Raw genomic sequence first — 17,884 nt, forward strand, 5'->3', positions numbered from 1 at the left:
ACGAGAATAACACGATCAAATTTCTCAATGGAGCTATGATTTAGGCACAACCCTTTGATTTTTCTAATTTCAGCAAGATCGCGCCCTGCTTTATGAGCCTGCTAATTCCTGTAAAGCTTTTTCATGCAATTCAATTGTTGCGGAAGCTAACAATCTCCCATCCCAATCCATTGTGACTTCTTCCCCCTTCCATCCTGTGACGATTCCACCAGCCCCTTTAATCACAGGAACCAGTGCCATAACGTCATAAGGCTTCAATCCAGCCTCAATCACCAGATCAATATGGCCCGATGCCAAAAGCGCATATGCATAACAATCGGCCCCATAGCGCACTGTCTTGACTTTACCTTTAACCCGTTCAAAAGACACCCGTTGCTCAACATCAAATAATTCAGGGTCTGTTGTAAACAGGCTTGCTTCTTCAAAACCAATGCCTGTGCGTACCTGACACGCCTGCCCATTATATGTTGTCCCGGCAGATGTCCCTACCCATTGTTCCCCCATCATCGGGATGTTAAGAACACCGGTTTGCGGTACCCCTTGTTCAAGATAAGCCACCAAAGTTCCAAACCAGGGTGCGCCACAAATGAAAGAACGAGTGCCATCAATCGGGTCTAAAACCCACATGGATGTCCCCTCACCTTCTTTCACCCCATGTTCTTCCCCAAAAATCGCATGGGTTGGGTATTTTTCTTCAATCGCCTTGCGCATGACTTCTTCGGCATTCCGGTCAGCAACGGTTACAGGACTGTCATCAGCCTTATCAATCACCCCGACATTACTACGAAAATAAGGGCGGATCACTTCACATGAAATATCGGCAAGATGTTTGGCGAAATCAGTAATTTCCTGCGTCATGATTATTTATCTACCCCACCCATACAAAGGTATTTCACCTCGACAAAATCTTCGACACCATATTTGGAGCCTTCCCGGCCAATGCCGGACTCTTTCACCCCGCCAAAGGGTGCAGCCTCGCTTGAAATAATCCCCTCATTGATGCCAACGATGCCATATTCCAGCCCTTCTGAGACACGCCAGACACGCCCCATATCCCGTGCATAGAAATAAGCTGCCAGACCAAAAGGCGTATTGTTGGCTTCTGTAATGACCTCTTCCTCACCTTCAAATTTATAAAGCGGGGCAACAGGGCCGAAAATCTCTTCACTGGCCACACGCATATCCGTTGTCACATTTGTCAAAATAGTTGGCTGATAAAACGTCCCGCCAATTTCATGGGGGGCCCCACCACAGACAACAGTTGCCCCTTTTTCTTTGGCATCATCGACCAAAGCCTGCACTTTATCCAATGCCGCCTGATTGATCAGCGGGCCTTGTGTCACGCCCTCTTCTGTCCCCACACCGACTTTAAAGCCAGAAACAGCTGCTGCCAGTTTTTCAGCAAATGCGTCATAGACCCCAGCCTGTACAAAAATCCGATTGGCACAGACACAAGTCTGTCCTGCATTACGGTATTTAGAAGCAATAGCACCGGTCACAGCGGCATCCAGGTCTGCATCATCAAACACAATAAAAGGCGCATTACCACCGAGTTCCAATGAAACTTTCTTGACCTGGTCTGCACATTGCTTCATCAGCAATTTGCCAACAGGGGTCGATCCGGTAAAGCTGATTTTACGTACTGTCGGATTGCCTGTCAGTTCCCCACCAACTGCCGGGGCATTGCCTTTATGGCAAGGCACAATATTAAGCACCCCTTTAGGGATACCGGCACGTTCAGCCAGTTCAGCCAAGGCAAGGGCTGTCAGCGGCGTATCTTCAGCAGGTTTCACAACTGCCGTACAGCCGACTGCCAGTGCGGGTGCAACCTTGCGGGTAATCATTGCAAGCGGGAAGTTCCACGGCGTAATCGCCCCAATCACCCCGATGGGCTGTTTTAACACGACAACCCGCTTATCTGGGCCATGAGCAGGAATAACATCGCCATAGACACGTTTGCCTTCTTCGGCAAACCATTCAACAAATGATGCCCCATACAGCACCTCCCCACGGGCTTCAGCCAATGGTTTACCCTGCTCCAAGGTCATCATCAGGGCTAAGTCTTCCTGATGTTCTAAAATCAGCTTAAACCAATTTTGCAAAATATTTGCCCGTTCCTTGGCTGTCTTTGCCCGCCACGCAGGCATGGCCGCATCCGCAGCCTCAATTGCCCGTCTAGTCTCAGCCGCACCGACATCTGCAACAGACGCAATCAGCTCGTCATTCGCCGGATTCAGCACCTCAAAAGTCGACTGATTATCAGCATCAACCCATGCCCCATCAATATAAGCCTGAGTATGCAATAATTTAGCATCTGAAAGATTCATGTTTCTCTCCATTGAATGTCATTTGTCCTGACCCTACCTGAACAGCGATTATTGGACAAGTTCCGCATCAAGTTCATATTGCATTTTCGGATCTTCAATTTCCAACACCCACATATCATCATCACGTTGGGTTTGACGGGTGATATAGTCATCGCATGCACGTTCATCCACATAACCGTCTTTTAAGCCATGCATCCAGCCGCGTGCGCCCTCAATCGTCGTAATCGGCACAAAGACAGCACACCCGTCTTTAAAACGGTTGATTTTCAACAAGACAGAACCTGAATCCGGATCCCCTTTTCGCACAACCATGGCCGAGATAAAATTGATATCGCAAATACGCAATTGCGCCTGCACCCATATTCCTGCTTTAATCCGCTCCGACACGCCAGATACCTCATGATTAGTAAAGAGAGCCTCATGTTTAAACTAAATGAAAGAATTGACAACGATACGTTTGAAATCTGCGACCTCCCTTTATGTACAGTACGCTTGATGAATGATGAACAGTATCCCTGGCTTATTCTCGTGCCTAAAATTGCCAACGTAAGCGAGCTTCATCAGTTAGAAATGACAGACCAGCAACAACTGCTTCTGGAAATCAATCAGGCTTCACAGGTTATCGAAGACCTATTTACCCCCACAAAAATCAACATTGCCTCCCTTGGCAATATGGTCAGCCAGCTTCATATTCATGTCATTGGGCGCTTTGATTCTGATATTGCCTGGCCCGGCCCCGTCTGGGGGCAACACCCACCATGCCCCTATGCAGATGAAGAAATCATCCATAAATTGAAAGTTGCATTCAAACATTTGCAATCACGGGCCTAAAGTACTACAACAAGACCATGAGTAATATGCCGGAAAAAAGAAAATCACGTATTCGCGAACGCAATGAGGAAGCAATCCTTAAGGCGGCTGAACGTATTTTCGCGCAACAAGGATTTGGCGCTGCCACAACCGCAGAAATCGCCAAGGAAGCAGACATTCCCAAAGCAAACCTGCATTATTATTTCAGCACCAAAGAAGACCTTTACCTGTGTGTGTTGGAAAACATCCTCAAAACATGGTTAACAGCGGCAGAAGATTTTACAGCCGACCACGCCCCCAAAGAGGCTTTGGAAAATTACATTCGAACCAAAGTTGAACTTTCCCGTACCCGCCCGGAATCTTCTAAAATTTTTGCCAAAGAAATCATCAGCGGTGCACCTTTCCTGTCGACCCACCTGAATAATGACATCAATCCATGGATCGAAGAGAAAGTTCGCATTTTTGATCACTGGATTGAACAAGGTAAAATGGCCCCCGTGGATGTGCGCCATCTTTTTTTCCTGATTTGGTCCATGACACAAACCTATGCCGACTTTTCCACACAGATCGGTATTGTTCTGCAAAAAGATGAATTGGAAGAACAAGACTTCCAGACAGCGGCCGATATGATCGTTGCGATGGTCCTTTCTTTGTGCAAGCTGCATTAAAATATCATTTGTGTGATCCGCGTCACATCTGTATGAAAAAGCATCTATTAAAAAGAGAATGTCACCAAAACAGGGGACGACATAAAAAACAAAGCCGCGTATGAACGCGAAAAAGCTTATACAGGGGACTAAAATGTTATCGAAAAAATGGGCGCAAAGCGGAATTGAACCCAGCCTGAAAGAAATGATGAAAGATCCAATTATTGAATTGATCATGGCGCGTGATAATCTGAAAACAGATGATGTCTGGCAAGTCGTCCAGAACGCAAAACAACAAATCGAACAGCGTGCGGCCTAATCTTTCCTTCCCTTTTATCAAAGAGGGTTGTAGATTGCCTGTCAAAAGCGTCCTGACATCAGGGCGCTTCTTATTTATCTAAACTATGGAGATTTACAATGGCTGATCAAGTCGGCGCGGCACACATCCTTCTCATGTACGCAGGTTCTGCACGTTCTACAGCAACACGCAGCAAAGAAGAAGCACTGGACCAAATCAAACAGATGAAAACCGACATTGACGGTGGTGCTGATTTCGGTGAACTGGCGCAGAAAAACTCTGACTGCCCCTCTGGTGCAAATGGTGGCGATTTGGGTATGTTTGGTCGCGGTCAAATGGTGCCGGAATTTGAACAGGCTGCTTTCTCCATGGAAGTGGGTGCAACAAGTGACGTTGTGGAAACTGATTTCGGTTACCACCTCATCCAACGCACATCCTAAAATACATTTTAAAAGAAAACGCCATCGCGCAAAGCTTGCGTGATAATTGATAAAAGCGATAGAGTGTCTTTTGTTGATTAGCCTGTTGTTTCAGGCTGGCGTTTTCTTTTTTTGTGGAGCTGTGAAACATGGCGGGCATTGACCTGGATTTCCCGGAAATCATCTTCATCAAGCGATTAGACGGTACCGGCTATGGTTTTTTCTATTCAACCCCTGCCCAGTTTGACAACGCCGCCCACGGCTTTATCGGCCCAATAAAAGAACGCATCAAAGAAGAATCAAAAGGCAAGGAAGAACTTCCTGTCAAAGCCGAAGAATTCTGTCTGAAGGCATCCTTAACCTCCATTCAAAAAGTATTTGAACCCAACTGGGAAGATAGCGAAGGTATTGACGGTGCCCGTTGCGTTGCCGCCTCCTGCGTTGCTGAATATAAATGGGATGATGTGGTTCCCCAGTGCGTGGTCATCGAACAGGCAGGTGATGATATTACCTTGCGCGAAGGTTTTGAATTCCTTGAACACCCCGGTTATCCCCTCTGCGTCGTCATTGGCTCCAAGGGTGATGGCGGGGGCCTGAGCACCTTTTTTGACAGCGCAGATGAATTTCGCCAGGTTGCCACAAAACCACCAAGTGAGCATACATGGTTGCCACAGCTGATCTATCGCCTCTATGCCAAAACACCTTCAATCATGACAGGGTTCCCCACCCCCAGCAGCGATGGCAATGGCGTCAGCGTTGAATGCCATGCCTACACATTAAACCGGCAGGGACAGCTGATTGAAAGGCACCGTAAAACGTGATTTTCATCGACGAACAATCCAACTTAAGGTATAGTGCCTCATCTTTTGAAAAGGGTTTGTAATATGACTTCCGTGCTTTTTGTCGATGATGAAGAAAACATCCTCAATGGTATTAGAAGAACACTTCACCAAATGGGGGGAACGTGGGAATTCCTCTATGCCACAAATGGTGAAGAAGCACGCGATATCCTTGAAGGCCCGGAACATGTTGATTTTGTCGTCACCGACATCATGATGCCCGGCATGAATGGCTACGAACTCATCGAAACGATTATGGATAAATACCCGGACATCAAACCGATTGTCATTTCCGGCAAGTGCGATGCAACAGACCGCCTTGAATTCGAACGCATGAACATCCCTTTCTTCAAGAAACCCTTTTCTACCATGGAACTGGCGCTCTTCATCAGCAAACAGATGGTGGACCAGATTGACGGGTAAAAACACCCCTGTATCAGCTAGAATCTGAAAGACAGCCCTAACAAAACGCCAGCCCTTTTGGTGTTTTTTTGTAACCTTATCACTAATCTCGCAAAGAAAAAGCGCTACCAAACTGTATGGTAGCGCTTTTCTAATTGGCATCTCCAAGGGGACTCGAACCCCTGTTGCCGCCGTGAAAGGGCGGAGTCCTAGGCCACTAGACGATGGAGACATAGGATATATATTCATAAGGAAAGGTGGCATCTCCAAGGGGACTCGAACCCCTGTTGCCGCCGTGAAAGGGCGGAGTCCTAGGCCACTAGACGATGGAGACCTAAACCTTATGTACCGAAAGCTTCACTTGAGTGCTGTGCACCGCGTTTCCGCCGTTGGTGAGCGGGTTTATAGAGGAAGCTTTCAAAGGCTGCAAGACTAAAATTGCACTTTTTTTATTTTTTTTCGAAAAAATCAAAAAAATCAGTGAAATCAGCCTATTGCAGCATCATCAATGAGCAACTGAACAGAGGTTCCGCCTCCCCATGTGTCCAGTTTAAGTCGTCCAGCAATATGCATTTTACGACCATTGTGCTGTAACAGGGCCTGACCCAATTCAGAATCTAATGCCCGAAAGGCAATCGCTTTAAGGCGCACACCAAATTGATCCCCTAAGAAACAACGCACATGGTCTTTACCAACCACATCAGCGCGCTGTACGAAGACATCATTCAACACAAAACGCGGCTGTGCGTTACCTGAGCCGAATGGACCGACCTGTTCCAGCTCTTCCACCAAGGCAGGTGTCACAGCACTGGGTGAAATTGCCCCATCATATTTATAGGTCGGTTGGATATTTTGCTCTTTAATCTGCGTGCCAATGCGCTCACTTAAAAAGGCTTTAAATTCATCCAGCTTGCTTTCTTCAACCGTAAAGCCTGCTGCCATGGCATGACCGCCGCCTTTTTGCAGTAAACCAGACTGTCGCGCGGCAATAATCGTTGTACCCAGGTCCACCCCACTAACAGAACGGCCAGAACCATGCCCCACCCCATCAGACAGGGCAATAACACAAGCTGGCAGACTGTAGCGTTCTTTTAAGCGCGAGGCCACGATCCCAATCACACCGGGATGCCAATCTTGCCCGACAGCGACCACAACACTGCTGTGTTCCTCTCCATCGACTTGGGCAATGGCTTCATCCAAAACCGTCTGCTCCAGCTCTTTGCGGTCTTTGTTATAGCCATCAAGCTGGGCTGCAATTTCTGCGGCCAAAGACGGGTTATCAGAAGAGAGTAAATTTGCGCCTAAATAGGATTCCCCAACACGCCCACCAGCATTCACACGGGGACCTAACACAAAACCTGCATGATAGGCTTCCGGTGTTTCATTAACGCCTGCCACATCGGCCAAAGCTGCCAGCCCTGCATTGCCACGACGCGCCATAACCTTAAGCCCCTGAATAACGAAAGCCCGGTTTAACCCTGTTAGCGGCACCACATCGCACACGGTTCCCAAGGCAACCAGATCAAGGAGCTGGCGCAGGTCCGGTTCTTTTCTTTCCTCTCCAAACCAATCCGCCTCACGCAACGCCCGGTTCACCCCAACAGCAAAGATGAAAGTCATTCCCACCGCTGCTAAATGAGCGTAACGGCCATCTTCATCAAGACGTTTGGGGTTAATCACAGACACACTGTCAGGCAGCTTCACTTCGGCTTCGTGGTGATCCACGACAACCACATCTAAGCCGATGGACTGGGCATGGGCCAAAGGTTCAAAGGATGTCGTACCGCAATCCACGGTAATGACGACCTCAACTCCTTGCTTCTTCAACAGGTCCATGGCATCCACATTAGGGCCATAGCCTTCTTCAAGGCGGTCCGGAATATAGATGGTTGATTGTGCCCCTACCCCATTTAGGAAACGACGCAACAAGGCAGATGACGTCGCCCCATCCACATCGTAATCCCCAAAGATTGCAATCAGCTTACCTTCTTGAATAGCCTTTGCAACGCAGCCTACCCCTTCGGCCATACCTTTAAAATGATTGGGATCAGGCAACAGGTCGCGCAACGTCGGACTTAAGAAAGTCGGGGCTTCATCCAGTGTCACCCCACGCGCTGCCATGACACGGGCTGTGAGTTCACTGACGTTTAAACGTTGAGATAAAGCCATGGCTGTACGTTCATCGAACTCGCGTACAAGCCATTGTTTAGCGGAAACTGATTTTTCAATGTGAAATGACAAGGGAAACCATCCTCTTTATAGAAAAAAGTAACCCCGCAACAAGTGCGGGGTGACGGTTAATCATATGACGTTCTATTCTTCCAAAAGACCAGCACGTTCCAGGTCGTGATGGGCTTCCACAAAACGGATTGTTCCGCTGCGTGAATTCATAACGAGTGAATGGGTCTTGGCATTTGCCCCGACACGTTTAACACCTTCCAACAAGGCACCATCCGTGACCCCTGTAGCTGCAAACATCACTTGCCCCTTCACCAGATCATCAAGGGAATATTTTTTGTCCAAGTCTTCAACCCCCATAGAGGCTGCAAGCCTACGCTCTTCCGGTTTTCTGAAGACCAGACGGCCCTGGAATTGCCCACCAATGCAACGAAGGGCAACGGCACCCAGCACCCCCTCAAGAGCACCCCCGATCCCAATGTAAACATCAATACCGCTAGAAGGCTGACTGGTTGCGATCACCGCAGAAACATCCCCATCCGGGATCAGCTTAATGCGTGCGCCAGTTTCGCGAATGGCTGCAATAATACCGTCATGACGTGGGCGTTCCAACACACAGACAACCAGGTCCTGAACCTCACACCCCTTGGCGTCGGCAATAGCACGCAGATTTTCTTCCGGTGTGGCATCCAGATCAATAATATCAGCAGGCAAGCCACCACCAACAGCGATTTTATTCATATAAACAGGTGGAGCCTGAAACAGGTTACCCCGTTCTGCCATGGCCACGATGGACAAGGCATTCGGCCCCCCCTTAGCCGCAGAGGTGATACATTCCAGCGGCTCAAGTGCAAAATCAATCTGCGGGCCTTCACCCAGACCGACTTTCTCACCCGTAAACAAAATTGGGTTATGCTCTTCATCACCTTCACCAATGACCACACGACCATCCAGTGACATAGCATTCAAGGCATCGCGCAAGGCAATCGCTGCTGTACGATCAGCTTCTTCCTCATCACCACGCCCCATATAAGAAGAGGCAGCAATAGCTGCGGCTTCGGTCGCACGAACAGCTTCAAGGGCAAGATTACGGTTAATTCCGGCTAATTGAGACATGGCTCAATGCCTCCATTAAAAGTCTTCGATACGGATCATACGCGGTGTTTCAACAACACTGTCAAGCGCACCAATCCCGTCCAATGCCTTCAACATAGCGTCTTCGCTTGTCTCATGCAGGGTCAAAACCAATGGTACAGCTTCACCCGGTGCGCGGTTGCGTTGAACGATTGTTTCCATGGAAACATTATGTTCTTTTAACACACCTGCGATATCGGCAAAGACGCCCGGCTTATCCACCACCATCAGGCGGACATAATAAGAGCCCTTGTGCCCTGCCAAGGAGGCAGAAGACAGTTTTTCAAGCTTATCTGCGGGAACGGAGAATGTCGGCACAGACAGGCCACGGGCCACATCAACCAGATCACCCACAACAGCAGAGGCTGTCGGGCCTTCACCAGCACCACGGCCTTGCAAGACAACCTTATCAACAAAGTTACCTTCCACCACAACGGCGTTAAAAACATCTTCCACCTGAGAAATCGGTGTGGATTTTGACACCATGCAGGGGTGAACGCGCTGTTCAACAGTCCCGTTTTGACGAGACGTAATACCCAGAAGCTTGATGCGATAGCCCAGTTCTTCAGCAAATTCGATATCGATTGGCGAGACATGGCGGATGCCTTCTGTCTGCACACCGTCGAAATCAACTTCACAGCCAAAGGCCACGCTGGTCAGGATTGCAAGCTTATGGGCAGCATCAATGCCATCCACATCAAAGGTCGGGTCGGCTTCGGCATAACCGAGGTCTTGAGCTTCTGACAGGATCACATCAAAATCACGGCCTGTTTCACGCATATTGGTCAGCATATAGTTACAAGTACCGTTCAAGATACCGTAAACACGGCTGAAACCGTTGCCTGCCAAACCTTCGCGCAGGGTCTTGATGATCGGAATACCGCCAGCAACGGCGGCTTCATATAAAACAGAAACGCCTTTTTCTTCGGCTGCTTTCGCCAAGGCAGTGCCATGATGGGCGATCAAGGCTTTGTTCGCTGTAATCACATGCTTGCCATTTTCAATGGCTTTTTCACACAGTGCTTTGGCAATGCCGTCAGACCCGCCGATGAGTTCGACAACCGCATCGACATTATCATCGGTTGCCATATCAACCGGGTTATCATACCAGGTCATCGCGTCAAGGGAGACACCACGATCGCGGTTACGATCACGGGCACTGACGGCCACAACTTCGATCATACGGCCACTGCGTGCAGCAATCGCCCCTTTATTATCATTGAGAACTTTAATTACACCGGCACCAACAGTGCCAAGGCCAGCAATGGCAATTTTTAATGGCTTGTCCATGGTTCACTTAACCTGAAAAACAAGAGAAAAGAAAAAGGTTCAAATAACTTACAGTGCTTCGCCTGCATTATGCGTTCGCATGAACTGCTTGATGTTACGCACGGCTTGGCGAATACGGTGAACGTTTTCCACCAGACCGATCCGCACGTAACCTTCGCCATGTTCACCAAAGCCAACACCTGGGGCAACAGCAACTTGGGCTTCTTTCAACAACAGCTTGGAAAATTCAAGCGAGCCGAGATGTGCAAATTTTTCCGGAATTGGTGCCCAAGCAAACATGGTTGCTGGTGGGCTTGGAATATCCCAACCTGCCGCAGCCAACCCTTCAATCAACACATCACGGCGTTGTTTATAAAGGGCACGAATTTCATCCACACAATCTTGCGGACCGTTCAATGCAGCCGCAGCCGCCACCTGTACAGGTGTGAATGCACCATAATCCAGATAGGATTTAATACGCGTCAGTGCCCCAATCAGCTGTTTATTACCTGTGGCATAACCAATACGCCAACCTGCCATGGAATATGTTTTCGACATGGAGGTAAATTCAACAGCGATATCCCAAGCGCCTTTCACCTGCAGAATGCTCGGCGGTGGGTTATCATCAAAATAGATTTCTGCATAAGCCAGATCAGACAGGATCCAGATGTTATTTGCCTTACAAAAATCAACAATTTCCTGATAGAACGCCAGATCACAAACACAAGCCGTCGGGTTGCTCGGATAGTTAATCACAACAGCAGACGGTTTTGGCAAGCTGTGTTGAACGGCACGTTTCAACGCTTCCAACATATCTTCGCCCGGATAGGCCGGGATGTTGCGCACAGACGCACCTGCGATCATAAAACCGAAATGGTGGATCGGATAAGACGGGTTTGGCACCAAAATCACATCACCGGGCGTGGTGATGGCGGATGCCAGATTTGCCAAGCCTTCTTTAGAGCCCAGCGTCACAACAGTTTCGCTTTCCGGATCAACCTTCACCCCAAAACGACGTTCGTAATATTCAGCATTGGCTCTGCGCAAGCCCTTGATACCACGCGAAACAGAATAGCCATGTGTTTTCGGGTTTTGGACCGTTTCCACCAGCTTATCAACGATATGTTTGGGCGTTGCGGAATCTGGATTACCCATCCCGAAGTCAATGATGTCTTCCCCCGCCGCTCGCGCCGCTGCCTTCATTGCATTTACTTCAGCAAAGACATACGGGGGCAAACGTTTAATGCGGTGAAAATCTTGTTCCATGACCTCAAAAGACCTTCCAGATTTAGGGATTAAAATAAAAGAGGCTTTCCGAATAGAAAGCGCATAGTGCTTTAGACCACAGGTGCGCCCAAACGGAAAGCCTAAAATTAGGTTTCAGCGTGTTTTTTTTCGTGGAAATTAATAATCCACAAAAATTTCCGTACGGCGATTTCCTGCTTCACCAGAAGGCATAACTTCTTGATACAACGGCTGCGTATCAGAAACCCCACCAACGAAGAGGCGATTACCCGGCACACCAAGATTCAGCAATTCGCGTGCGACCATATCGGCACGACCAACGGAAAGCTTCAAATTCACCGCCTGATGGCGTTCTGGTGCCATATTACGTGTACGCGAACTTGCATGCCCAACCACACGGATCACCCCGCCCTGCTGGCGATGAATGCTTGTCACTTCACGCAAAATACGCAAATCTTCGGCCGTCAAATGTGCAGAACCATTGCCAAACTGAATGGTCGCCACCTGAAACGAGCCTGTAAACATAGACGGATTAAACCGCGTCATGGACAAAGCTTGCCCCTGTTGCACCACATTGGGCTCTGTCATCATTGCAGAAGACACCGGGCGACGAACATCTGTCTGTACGGTTTGAGACAAAGATGCATATTGCGGCTGATACTGCTGCTGACCATAATTCACAGCTTGACGCGCCACACCACCACTGGAAACCACAACGGTTTCAAATGGATGCCCACCAATGGACAGGGTATCGCGCATTTGCACCGCCATCATGTCACCGCTTGGACGGGTTTGCGCAATATTTGCCGCATAAATTTCGCTCACACTGCGATTATCAGCTGGCTGCTCTGCCATTTGCGGCGCGGCCACAGGCTGTTGCTGTGGTTGCGGCGGCGTTAAGGTCAACTGTTGCTGCGACTTTTGAACAGGTTTAGCAACGACCATAGGCTTAGGCGGAATTGCCGGGGCTGCAGCCATTTCGATTTCAGATTTGCGCACCGGGGCAACAGGTGCCGCCTTCGGAGCTGGTGCTTTTTCGACCACAACTTTTTTGGCATCACCCAACGGGTTAACCACGTCACCTTGACGCATCACTTGCTGCGCATACTGACGAGAGGGCTTTTTCGCAGCCACAAAACCGGAGGCAATCTCTTGTTTTTCAGGTTGCACAGCAGGAGCCGCAGCAGCCGCGTCTTGTGTTTGCGGTTGAGGGGTATTGGCAGCTTGTGCTTCACCATCATTGAAATATTCAACAGAAGAACGGTACCATTCCACCGGGTTAACGGCATCTGGCACAGATGAACACCCGACCAACAGCAACGGTGCAGCCATAACGGTTGCCTGCAAAACCAGCTTTTTCTTCAGCGCTTTGGTGAACATCATTTACCCCTCGTATATTAGCCCCGAAACGACGCGTAGTATCTTTATTTCGTTATTGCTTGTGCATAACGGTTAATCGCAATCTAAACCATTAGCAGCATAAGGTTAATATAAAATTGAATTTTTTTATGATTTTTCTTCACTCATATACTGGGCCGCGACATCAACGTAATGATCTGTGCCATGCTTTAAGCCGATAATTTGCTCGTCTGTCAGGTCGCGCATCTTCTTGGCCGGGTTTCCGCCCCACAACTCTCCTGACTTCACAATTTTCCCTGGTGTCACCAAGGCACCGGCGGCCACCATAGCCCCGCTTTCAACAACAGCCCCGTCCAAAACAATTGCGCCCATACCCACAAAAGCACCATCTTCCAGGGTGCAACCGTGGATTACAGCATTATGACCGACCAGCACATCATCACCGATATAAGTGCCAAATTTATCCGCCGTCACATGGACAATCGTCCCATCTTGGATATTGGAACGTTCGCCAATGCGAATTTTTTCAACATCACCGCGCAAAACACAGCCATACCAGATACTGGACTGCGCCCCGATTTCAACATCCCCAATGATCACGGCATTTTCTGCCACAAACACATCATCGGCAATTTTGGGTTCAGTCCCCTTATAGGTACGAATAAGCGGTTTCATATTTTCTTCCTAGTTCTGTAGCCAATAACGCAAAAGGGCGGTGACGGCTTCGGGTTGTTCCATGGTGGATAGATGCCCACAATTTTCAATTTCCACAAGAGAAGAGTTCAAAATTTCTTCTGCCATTTGTCGGGCAACCTTAACAGGCGTCATTCCGTCTTGTCGCCCCACAACGATTAACACGGGGCAATCAATCCCCTTTAAATCAGCAAAACTATCCGGCCTGTTTAACAGGGCTGTTTGCTGGCATAAAAAACCGTCTATCCCAACCCTATGCGCCATCGCATCAATGGCTTTAACCAGCTCTTCATCTTCATAACGCTGGGGGTGGATCAAACGGCCAAGCAAAAGATTCATCACCTCTTCCAGCCCATGATCCTTTGCCATCTCCATCGTTGAAAGACGAAACTCACGATGTTCTGGCGCATCTGCAAAAGGCGATGTATCGAGCAAAGCCACCCGATTAATCCGATCAGGGGCCCTGCGCAGCAATTCAAAAGCGACATAACCGCCCATTGACAGTCCGGCGACTGAAAAACGCGGCGGTGCAGCCTCTAAAATATGGTCCGCGAAAGCAGAAATACTGTCTCCATGTGAAAAGTCTGCGACCCGGATGTCATAATCTTGGGACAAGGTTTCAATTTGGTGACGCCACAGACCGCGATCACATAATAAACCGGGCAAAAGGAAAAGAGTTTCTTTCATGGGGCTACTTAATCAACGGCAAAATAGATTTAAAATCGTCTGTCCCGGCTTGTTGCAGCCATTCAAACATCACCATTTCAGAACTCACAATCTGCGCACCGGCATGGCGCATCCGATCCAGCCCGAGCATTTTATTCTCGACCGTGCGAGACGCCACCGCATCTTCCACCACATAGACCTGATAACCTTCATCCAACATATCCAACACAGTTTGGCAGACGCACACGTGGGTTTCCATGCCACTCACCACAATCTGATTGCGCCCTTTTTCCTTAAGCTCCGCTGCAATCACATCATCGCCCAAACAAGAGAATGTCATTTTTTCAAACAGGTAAGCCGAATTAATCAAAGGGGCCAGCACATCAACGGTTTGACCAATCCCGGCGGGGTATTGCTCACTCACCATATGGGGAACACCAAGATGCTGAGCAGCCTGTAAAAGTTTGTAGTTCACCTCAATGGCGGCTTCCCCGTTCCACATGGCGGGGGCCAGTTTTTGCTGGATATCAACAACAAGAAAGAGGCTTTCCTGCGGATCAATTTTTAAGGCCATATGCATTTCCCCATCGTTTCACACCATCTTTTTTCATGACCCTACCCTATATTGGCGTGATACGAAAGCGCCATGATCATTGACTTTGGTGCCCAAATGCATAATATCGCGCGAATTATCTATGATGAAAGACCAGTCAATGAAATTTGCGGACCTCGGGCTTAGTGAAGAGCTTTTAAATGCGGTGTCAGATACAGGGTATGAAACACCTACCCCCATTCAGGCACAAGCCATTCCACAAGTCCTGATGGGACGCGACATTCTGGGTGTTGCCCAAACAGGTACAGGGAAAACAGCCTCCTTTACCCTGCCAATGATTGATATTCTGGCCGAAGGTCGGGCACGGGCACGGATGCCGCGCTCCCTCATTTTAGCCCCCACCCGCGAACTGGCCGCACAGGTTGCTGAAAATTTTGAAACCTATGGCAAAAACCACAAGCTCACCATGGCGCTGTTGATTGGCGGAACTTCCATGGGAGATCAAATGAAAATCATTGATCGCGGCGTGGATGTGTTGATTGCCACACCGGGGCGTCTGCTGGACCTGTTTGAACGTGGTAGCCTGATTTTGCGGGATGTGAAAATTCTGGTGATTGACGAAGCTGACCGCATGATGGACATGGGATTCATCCCGGACGTAGAAAAAATCGTCACCTTGCTCCCACAAATCCGCCAGACTTTATTCTTTTCCGCCACCATGGCCCCGGAAATTAAAAAGCTGGCTGACAAGTTCCTGATGAACCCCAAGGAAATCAAGGTCGCCAAGCCGGCAACAACGGCAGATACTGTACGCCAAGGCTTGTTAATGGTGAATTGCAAGCCAGCCGATAGCAAAAGCAAACGCAATGCCCTTCGCGCCCTGATTGACAGCGAAGAGGTGAAAAACGCCATCGTCTTTTGTAACCGTAAAAGAGACGTCAATATCGTTTGCAAATCCCTGAACAAACATGGCTATAACGCAGGCCAGATGCATGGGGATATGGTGCAATCTGCGCGTATGGAAACGCTGGATAGATTTAAGAACGATGAAATCACCTTCCTCGTTTGTAGTGATGTGGCTGCACGCGGGCTGGATATCCCAGCACTGAGCCATGTGTTTAACTACGATTTGCCGCCCAATGCCGATGATTATGTCCACCGGATTGGCCGCACAGGCCGTGCTGGTAAGGAAGGCACAGCCTTAAGCCTGTCCATCCCGGCAGATAAAAAACAGCTATCAGCCATTGTAAAGTTAATCGGCAAGAAAATCCCGCCTGTGGAATTGAAAATTTCCCCACCAAAGGAAGAGAAAAAAGAACCGCGCCATAAACGCGGGCGCGGCAGATATCAGGACCGCGATGTATCTGATACGGTTCAAGTGCAGGAAGAACCAGAAAACGGGGTTGTCATCGGTTTTGGTGCATTTATGCCTGCCTTTATGGAAGAACCTGTACAGCTGGAAGAAAAAGAAGTCAAAACAACGAAAAAAGCTGTAACCAAGAAGAAAACGACAACAGCGAAAAAGTCGACTTCAACAGCAAAGAAAAAAACAACCACACGCAAGCCACGCACAACCAAGAAAAAGGAAGAAAAGCCTGAAGAGGTTGTCGAAGCGACTGAAGTTGTTGAGCCTGTTGAGGCTGCGGTTGAAGTTGTTGAAATCGTTGATGGGGACCAAGCGGAAGCCTAGAGCGTGTCGTCTATAGGGTCAGGTTATACAAAAAATTCTTTTGGCGGGGCAAAGCCATTAAAGCCTTGGGAGGCATACATCGTTGTATAGGCCCCGGCAGAGAGAATATGTACCGTATCACCTGTTTTTAAATCCAACGGCAATTGGTAATAGGTCTTTTCATAAAGCGTATCACAGCTATCGCACGTTGGTCCGGCGATAATAACAGGCCCCATTTCCCTATCATCATATTCGGTTGCGATTCTGTAAATGATGGATTCATCAATCGTTTCAGCCAAGCCGCCAAACTTGCCAACATCCAAATAGACCCAGCGGACTTCCTCTGCAAAGTCCTTGATGGACACGCAAACGATTTCACTTTGCAACACACCCGCTTCGGCCACAATAAAGCGACCTGGCTCCAAAATAATTTCCGGCCACTTATCACCAAATGATGTCTTCATATGCTCTTTGATAAAGCTGACAAACTCTTCCAGTTTGGGAATCTCATCTTGATAATGTGCAGGAAAGCCACCCCCCATATTGATCATTTCAAGCTGAATGCCACATTCACGTAACGCATCAAACAAGACCGCCACATCTGCAATGGCCTTGCCCCAATGGGCCGGGTCCAACTGCTGTGAGCCCACGTGGAAAGAAATCCCATAAGGGATCAGCCCCAAGGATTTCGCCTGCACCATCAGCTCATGCGCCATGGACGAGGAACAACCAAATTTTCGCGACAACGGCCAGCTGGCCCCTGCCCCATGACGGTTGACCAAAATACGGCAATACACGCGGGCTCCCGGTGCAACTTCCGCAATCTTATGTAACTCGTCAATACAATCAAAGACAAACAAGTCCACACCCAAATCATAAGCTGCCTTAATGTCTTTTTTCTTTTTTAACGTATTGCCAAAAGAAATACGTTCCACATCCACCCCAGCATCCAGACATTGCTGAATTTCAGCAAGACTTGCTGCATCAAAGGAAGAACCGAGTTTATTCAGGCGCTCAAGGATCGGCTGTGCCGGATTTGCCTTCATCGCATAATAAATATTGGCCTGTGGAAACTGGGTATGAAGCTGGGTATAGCGATTCTCTACGACATCAAGATCGACGACCAAAAATGGACTATCGTTTTGAGCTTCTTTCAAGAAGGCGTCTATTTTAGGTGTCATCACCCCAATCCTTAACCTAGACAAAAAGTGAGCGCTATATAAGACTATTTTCAGAAAATGGAAGCAGTTTTTATACTTCGATCAGCATTTTGCATAAATATCGAAATGATATATTTTCAAGTCACATATAAACAAGTCATTAACAGGGCGCAAAAAAATATACTTTCAAAAAGAGAGTTATTTCCTTTCTGCCAA

General features: G+C 48.4%; 19 protein-coding genes and 2 tRNA genes. 7 read left to right on the forward strand and 14 right to left on the reverse strand.

Features of this window, described 5'->3' with window-relative positions; translation table 11 throughout:
* Positions 1 to 90 precede the first annotated feature (90 nt).
* From hisN to E4K71_RS07865, 3 genes are read right to left on the reverse strand one after another with little or no spacing between them, the layout of a single operon-like run.
* Positions 91 to 858, reverse strand: coding sequence for a histidinol-phosphatase (gene hisN, locus E4K71_RS07855; RefSeq protein WP_135078370.1), 768 nt, complete (start codon positions 856 to 858; stop codon positions 91 to 93).
* A gap of 2 nt (positions 859 to 860) precedes the next feature.
* Positions 861 to 2,327, reverse strand: a complete 1,467-nt coding sequence (locus tag E4K71_RS07860) for an NAD-dependent succinate-semialdehyde dehydrogenase (protein ID WP_135078372.1) — start codon at positions 2,325 to 2,327, stop codon at positions 861 to 863.
* A gap of 48 nt (positions 2,328 to 2,375) precedes the next feature.
* The gene (locus tag E4K71_RS07865) at positions 2,376 to 2,714 is read right to left on the reverse strand and encodes a DUF1491 family protein (RefSeq protein ID WP_135078374.1); all 339 of its coding nucleotides are present in this window, start codon (positions 2,712 to 2,714) and stop codon (positions 2,376 to 2,378) included.
* Between the two features lie 33 nt (positions 2,715 to 2,747).
* Between E4K71_RS07865 and E4K71_RS07870 the strand changes: the two genes are divergently transcribed.
* From E4K71_RS07870 to E4K71_RS07890, 6 genes are all read left to right on the forward strand, one after another.
* Entirely contained in the window at positions 2,748 to 3,158 is a 411-nt protein-coding gene (locus E4K71_RS07870) for an HIT domain-containing protein (protein ID WP_135078376.1), read from the forward strand.
* Between the two features lie 26 nt (positions 3,159 to 3,184).
* Positions 3,185 to 3,805 (forward strand): TetR/AcrR family transcriptional regulator, encoded by a 621-nt coding sequence (locus E4K71_RS07875; protein ID WP_240796894.1) that lies wholly within the window; start codon positions 3,185 to 3,187, stop codon positions 3,803 to 3,805.
* Positions 3,806 to 3,938: 133 nt separating this feature from the next.
* Positions 3,939 to 4,103, forward strand: a complete 165-nt coding sequence (locus tag E4K71_RS18180; protein ID WP_167730358.1) for a hypothetical protein — start codon at positions 3,939 to 3,941, stop codon at positions 4,101 to 4,103.
* Positions 4,104 to 4,237: 134 nt separating this feature from the next.
* Positions 4,238 to 4,522, forward strand: coding sequence for a peptidylprolyl isomerase (locus E4K71_RS07880; RefSeq protein WP_346504518.1), 285 nt, complete (start codon positions 4,238 to 4,240; stop codon positions 4,520 to 4,522).
* Between the two features lie 128 nt (positions 4,523 to 4,650).
* Complete coding sequence (locus tag E4K71_RS07885) at positions 4,651 to 5,322, forward strand: hypothetical protein (protein ID WP_135078382.1); 672 nt, start codon at positions 4,651 to 4,653, stop codon at positions 5,320 to 5,322.
* Between the two features lie 63 nt (positions 5,323 to 5,385).
* Entirely contained in the window at positions 5,386 to 5,763 is a 378-nt protein-coding gene (locus E4K71_RS07890) for a response regulator (protein ID WP_135078384.1), read from the forward strand.
* Between the two features lie 135 nt (positions 5,764 to 5,898).
* On the opposite strand, the gene E4K71_RS07895 is transcribed toward E4K71_RS07890, so the two are convergent.
* The 10 genes from E4K71_RS07895 to E4K71_RS07940 form a co-directional block, all read right to left on the reverse strand.
* Positions 5,899 to 5,974: transfer RNA gene (locus tag E4K71_RS07895), tRNA-Glu, on the reverse strand.
* Between the two features lie 26 nt (positions 5,975 to 6,000).
* Positions 6,001 to 6,076 (reverse strand) — tRNA-Glu (locus tag E4K71_RS07900).
* Positions 6,077 to 6,228: 152 nt separating this feature from the next.
* Positions 6,229 to 7,983, reverse strand: coding sequence for a single-stranded-DNA-specific exonuclease RecJ (gene recJ / locus E4K71_RS07905; protein ID WP_240796895.1), 1,755 nt, complete (start codon positions 7,981 to 7,983; stop codon positions 6,229 to 6,231).
* Between the two features lie 72 nt (positions 7,984 to 8,055).
* A complete protein-coding gene (gene glpX, locus E4K71_RS07910; protein ID WP_206201971.1) occupies positions 8,056 to 9,036 on the reverse strand; it encodes a class II fructose-bisphosphatase in 981 nt (326 codons plus the stop codon).
* A 15-nt stretch (positions 9,037 to 9,051) separates the two neighbouring features.
* Positions 9,052 to 10,344: a homoserine dehydrogenase gene (locus E4K71_RS07915; RefSeq protein WP_135078386.1), complete on the reverse strand. Its 1,293-nt coding sequence runs from the start codon at positions 10,342 to 10,344 to the stop codon at positions 9,052 to 9,054.
* Positions 10,345 to 10,392: 48 nt separating this feature from the next.
* Positions 10,393 to 11,589, reverse strand: a complete 1,197-nt coding sequence (locus tag E4K71_RS07920; protein WP_135078388.1) for an LL-diaminopimelate aminotransferase — start codon at positions 11,587 to 11,589, stop codon at positions 10,393 to 10,395.
* A 138-nt stretch (positions 11,590 to 11,727) separates the two neighbouring features.
* Positions 11,728 to 12,951: an OmpA family protein gene (locus E4K71_RS07925; protein WP_135078390.1), complete on the reverse strand. Its 1,224-nt coding sequence runs from the start codon at positions 12,949 to 12,951 to the stop codon at positions 11,728 to 11,730.
* A 123-nt stretch (positions 12,952 to 13,074) separates the two neighbouring features.
* A complete protein-coding gene (locus E4K71_RS07930) occupies positions 13,075 to 13,602 on the reverse strand; it encodes a gamma carbonic anhydrase family protein (RefSeq protein WP_135078392.1) in 528 nt (175 codons plus the stop codon).
* A 9-nt stretch (positions 13,603 to 13,611) separates the two neighbouring features.
* On the reverse strand, positions 13,612 to 14,307 hold the full coding sequence (locus E4K71_RS07935; RefSeq protein WP_135078394.1) for an alpha/beta fold hydrolase: 696 nt from the start codon (positions 14,305 to 14,307) through the stop codon (positions 13,612 to 13,614).
* Positions 14,308 to 14,311: 4 nt separating this feature from the next.
* A complete protein-coding gene (locus E4K71_RS07940; RefSeq protein WP_135078395.1) occupies positions 14,312 to 14,860 on the reverse strand; it encodes a hydrolase in 549 nt (182 codons plus the stop codon).
* Between the two features lie 139 nt (positions 14,861 to 14,999).
* On the opposite strand from E4K71_RS07940, the gene E4K71_RS07945 reads away from it, so the two are divergent.
* A complete protein-coding gene (locus tag E4K71_RS07945; protein WP_135078396.1) occupies positions 15,000 to 16,529 on the forward strand; it encodes a DEAD/DEAH box helicase in 1,530 nt (509 codons plus the stop codon).
* Positions 16,530 to 16,552: 23 nt separating this feature from the next.
* Here E4K71_RS07945 and E4K71_RS07950 read toward each other — a convergent pair whose 3' ends face one another.
* Entirely contained in the window at positions 16,553 to 17,689 is a 1,137-nt protein-coding gene (locus E4K71_RS07950) for a type III PLP-dependent enzyme (protein ID WP_135078397.1), read from the reverse strand.
* Between the last annotated feature and the right edge of the window lie 195 nt (positions 17,690 to 17,884).

The sequence above is a fragment of the Terasakiella sp. SH-1 genome, assembly GCF_004564135.1.
Lineage (GTDB): Bacteria > Pseudomonadota > Alphaproteobacteria > Rhodospirillales > Terasakiellaceae > Terasakiella.

Excerpts from the sequence above, each read along its gene's own strand:
- E4K71_RS07875 (WP_240796894.1), top strand. The coding sequence starts at position 3,185 with ATGCCGGAAAAAAGAAAATCACGTATTCGCGAACGCAATGAGGAAGCA.
- E4K71_RS07880 (WP_346504518.1), top strand. The coding sequence starts at position 4,238 with ATGTACGCAGGTTCTGCACGTTCTACAGCAACACGCAGCAAAGAAGAA.
- E4K71_RS07950 (WP_135078397.1), bottom strand. The coding sequence starts at position 17,689 with ATGACACCTAAAATAGACGCCTTCTTGAAAGAAGCTCAAAACGATAGT.
- E4K71_RS07870 (WP_135078376.1), top strand. The coding sequence starts at position 2,748 with ATGTTTAAACTAAATGAAAGAATTGACAACGATACGTTTGAAATCTGC.
- E4K71_RS07930 (WP_135078392.1), bottom strand. The coding sequence starts at position 13,602 with ATGAAACCGCTTATTCGTACCTATAAGGGGACTGAACCCAAAATTGCC.
- E4K71_RS07885 (WP_135078382.1), top strand. The coding sequence starts at position 4,651 with ATGGCGGGCATTGACCTGGATTTCCCGGAAATCATCTTCATCAAGCGA.
- E4K71_RS07935 (WP_135078394.1), bottom strand. The coding sequence starts at position 14,307 with ATGAAAGAAACTCTTTTCCTTTTGCCCGGTTTATTATGTGATCGCGGT.
- hisN (WP_135078370.1), bottom strand. The coding sequence starts at position 858 with ATGACGCAGGAAATTACTGATTTCGCCAAACATCTTGCCGATATTTCA.
- E4K71_RS18180 (WP_167730358.1), top strand. The coding sequence starts at position 3,939 with ATGTTATCGAAAAAATGGGCGCAAAGCGGAATTGAACCCAGCCTGAAA.
- glpX (WP_206201971.1), bottom strand. The coding sequence starts at position 9,036 with ATGTCTCAATTAGCCGGAATTAACCGTAATCTTGCCCTTGAAGCTGTT.
- E4K71_RS07920 (WP_135078388.1), bottom strand. The coding sequence starts at position 11,589 with ATGGAACAAGATTTTCACCGCATTAAACGTTTGCCCCCGTATGTCTTT.
- E4K71_RS07860 (WP_135078372.1), bottom strand. The coding sequence starts at position 2,327 with ATGAATCTTTCAGATGCTAAATTATTGCATACTCAGGCTTATATTGAT.
- E4K71_RS07890 (WP_135078384.1), top strand. The coding sequence starts at position 5,386 with ATGACTTCCGTGCTTTTTGTCGATGATGAAGAAAACATCCTCAATGGT.
- E4K71_RS07925 (WP_135078390.1), bottom strand. The coding sequence starts at position 12,951 with ATGATGTTCACCAAAGCGCTGAAGAAAAAGCTGGTTTTGCAGGCAACC.
- E4K71_RS07940 (WP_135078395.1), bottom strand. The coding sequence starts at position 14,860 with ATGGCCTTAAAAATTGATCCGCAGGAAAGCCTCTTTCTTGTTGTTGAT.
- E4K71_RS07915 (WP_135078386.1), bottom strand. The coding sequence starts at position 10,344 with ATGGACAAGCCATTAAAAATTGCCATTGCTGGCCTTGGCACTGTTGGT.
- E4K71_RS07945 (WP_135078396.1), top strand. The coding sequence starts at position 15,000 with ATGAAATTTGCGGACCTCGGGCTTAGTGAAGAGCTTTTAAATGCGGTG.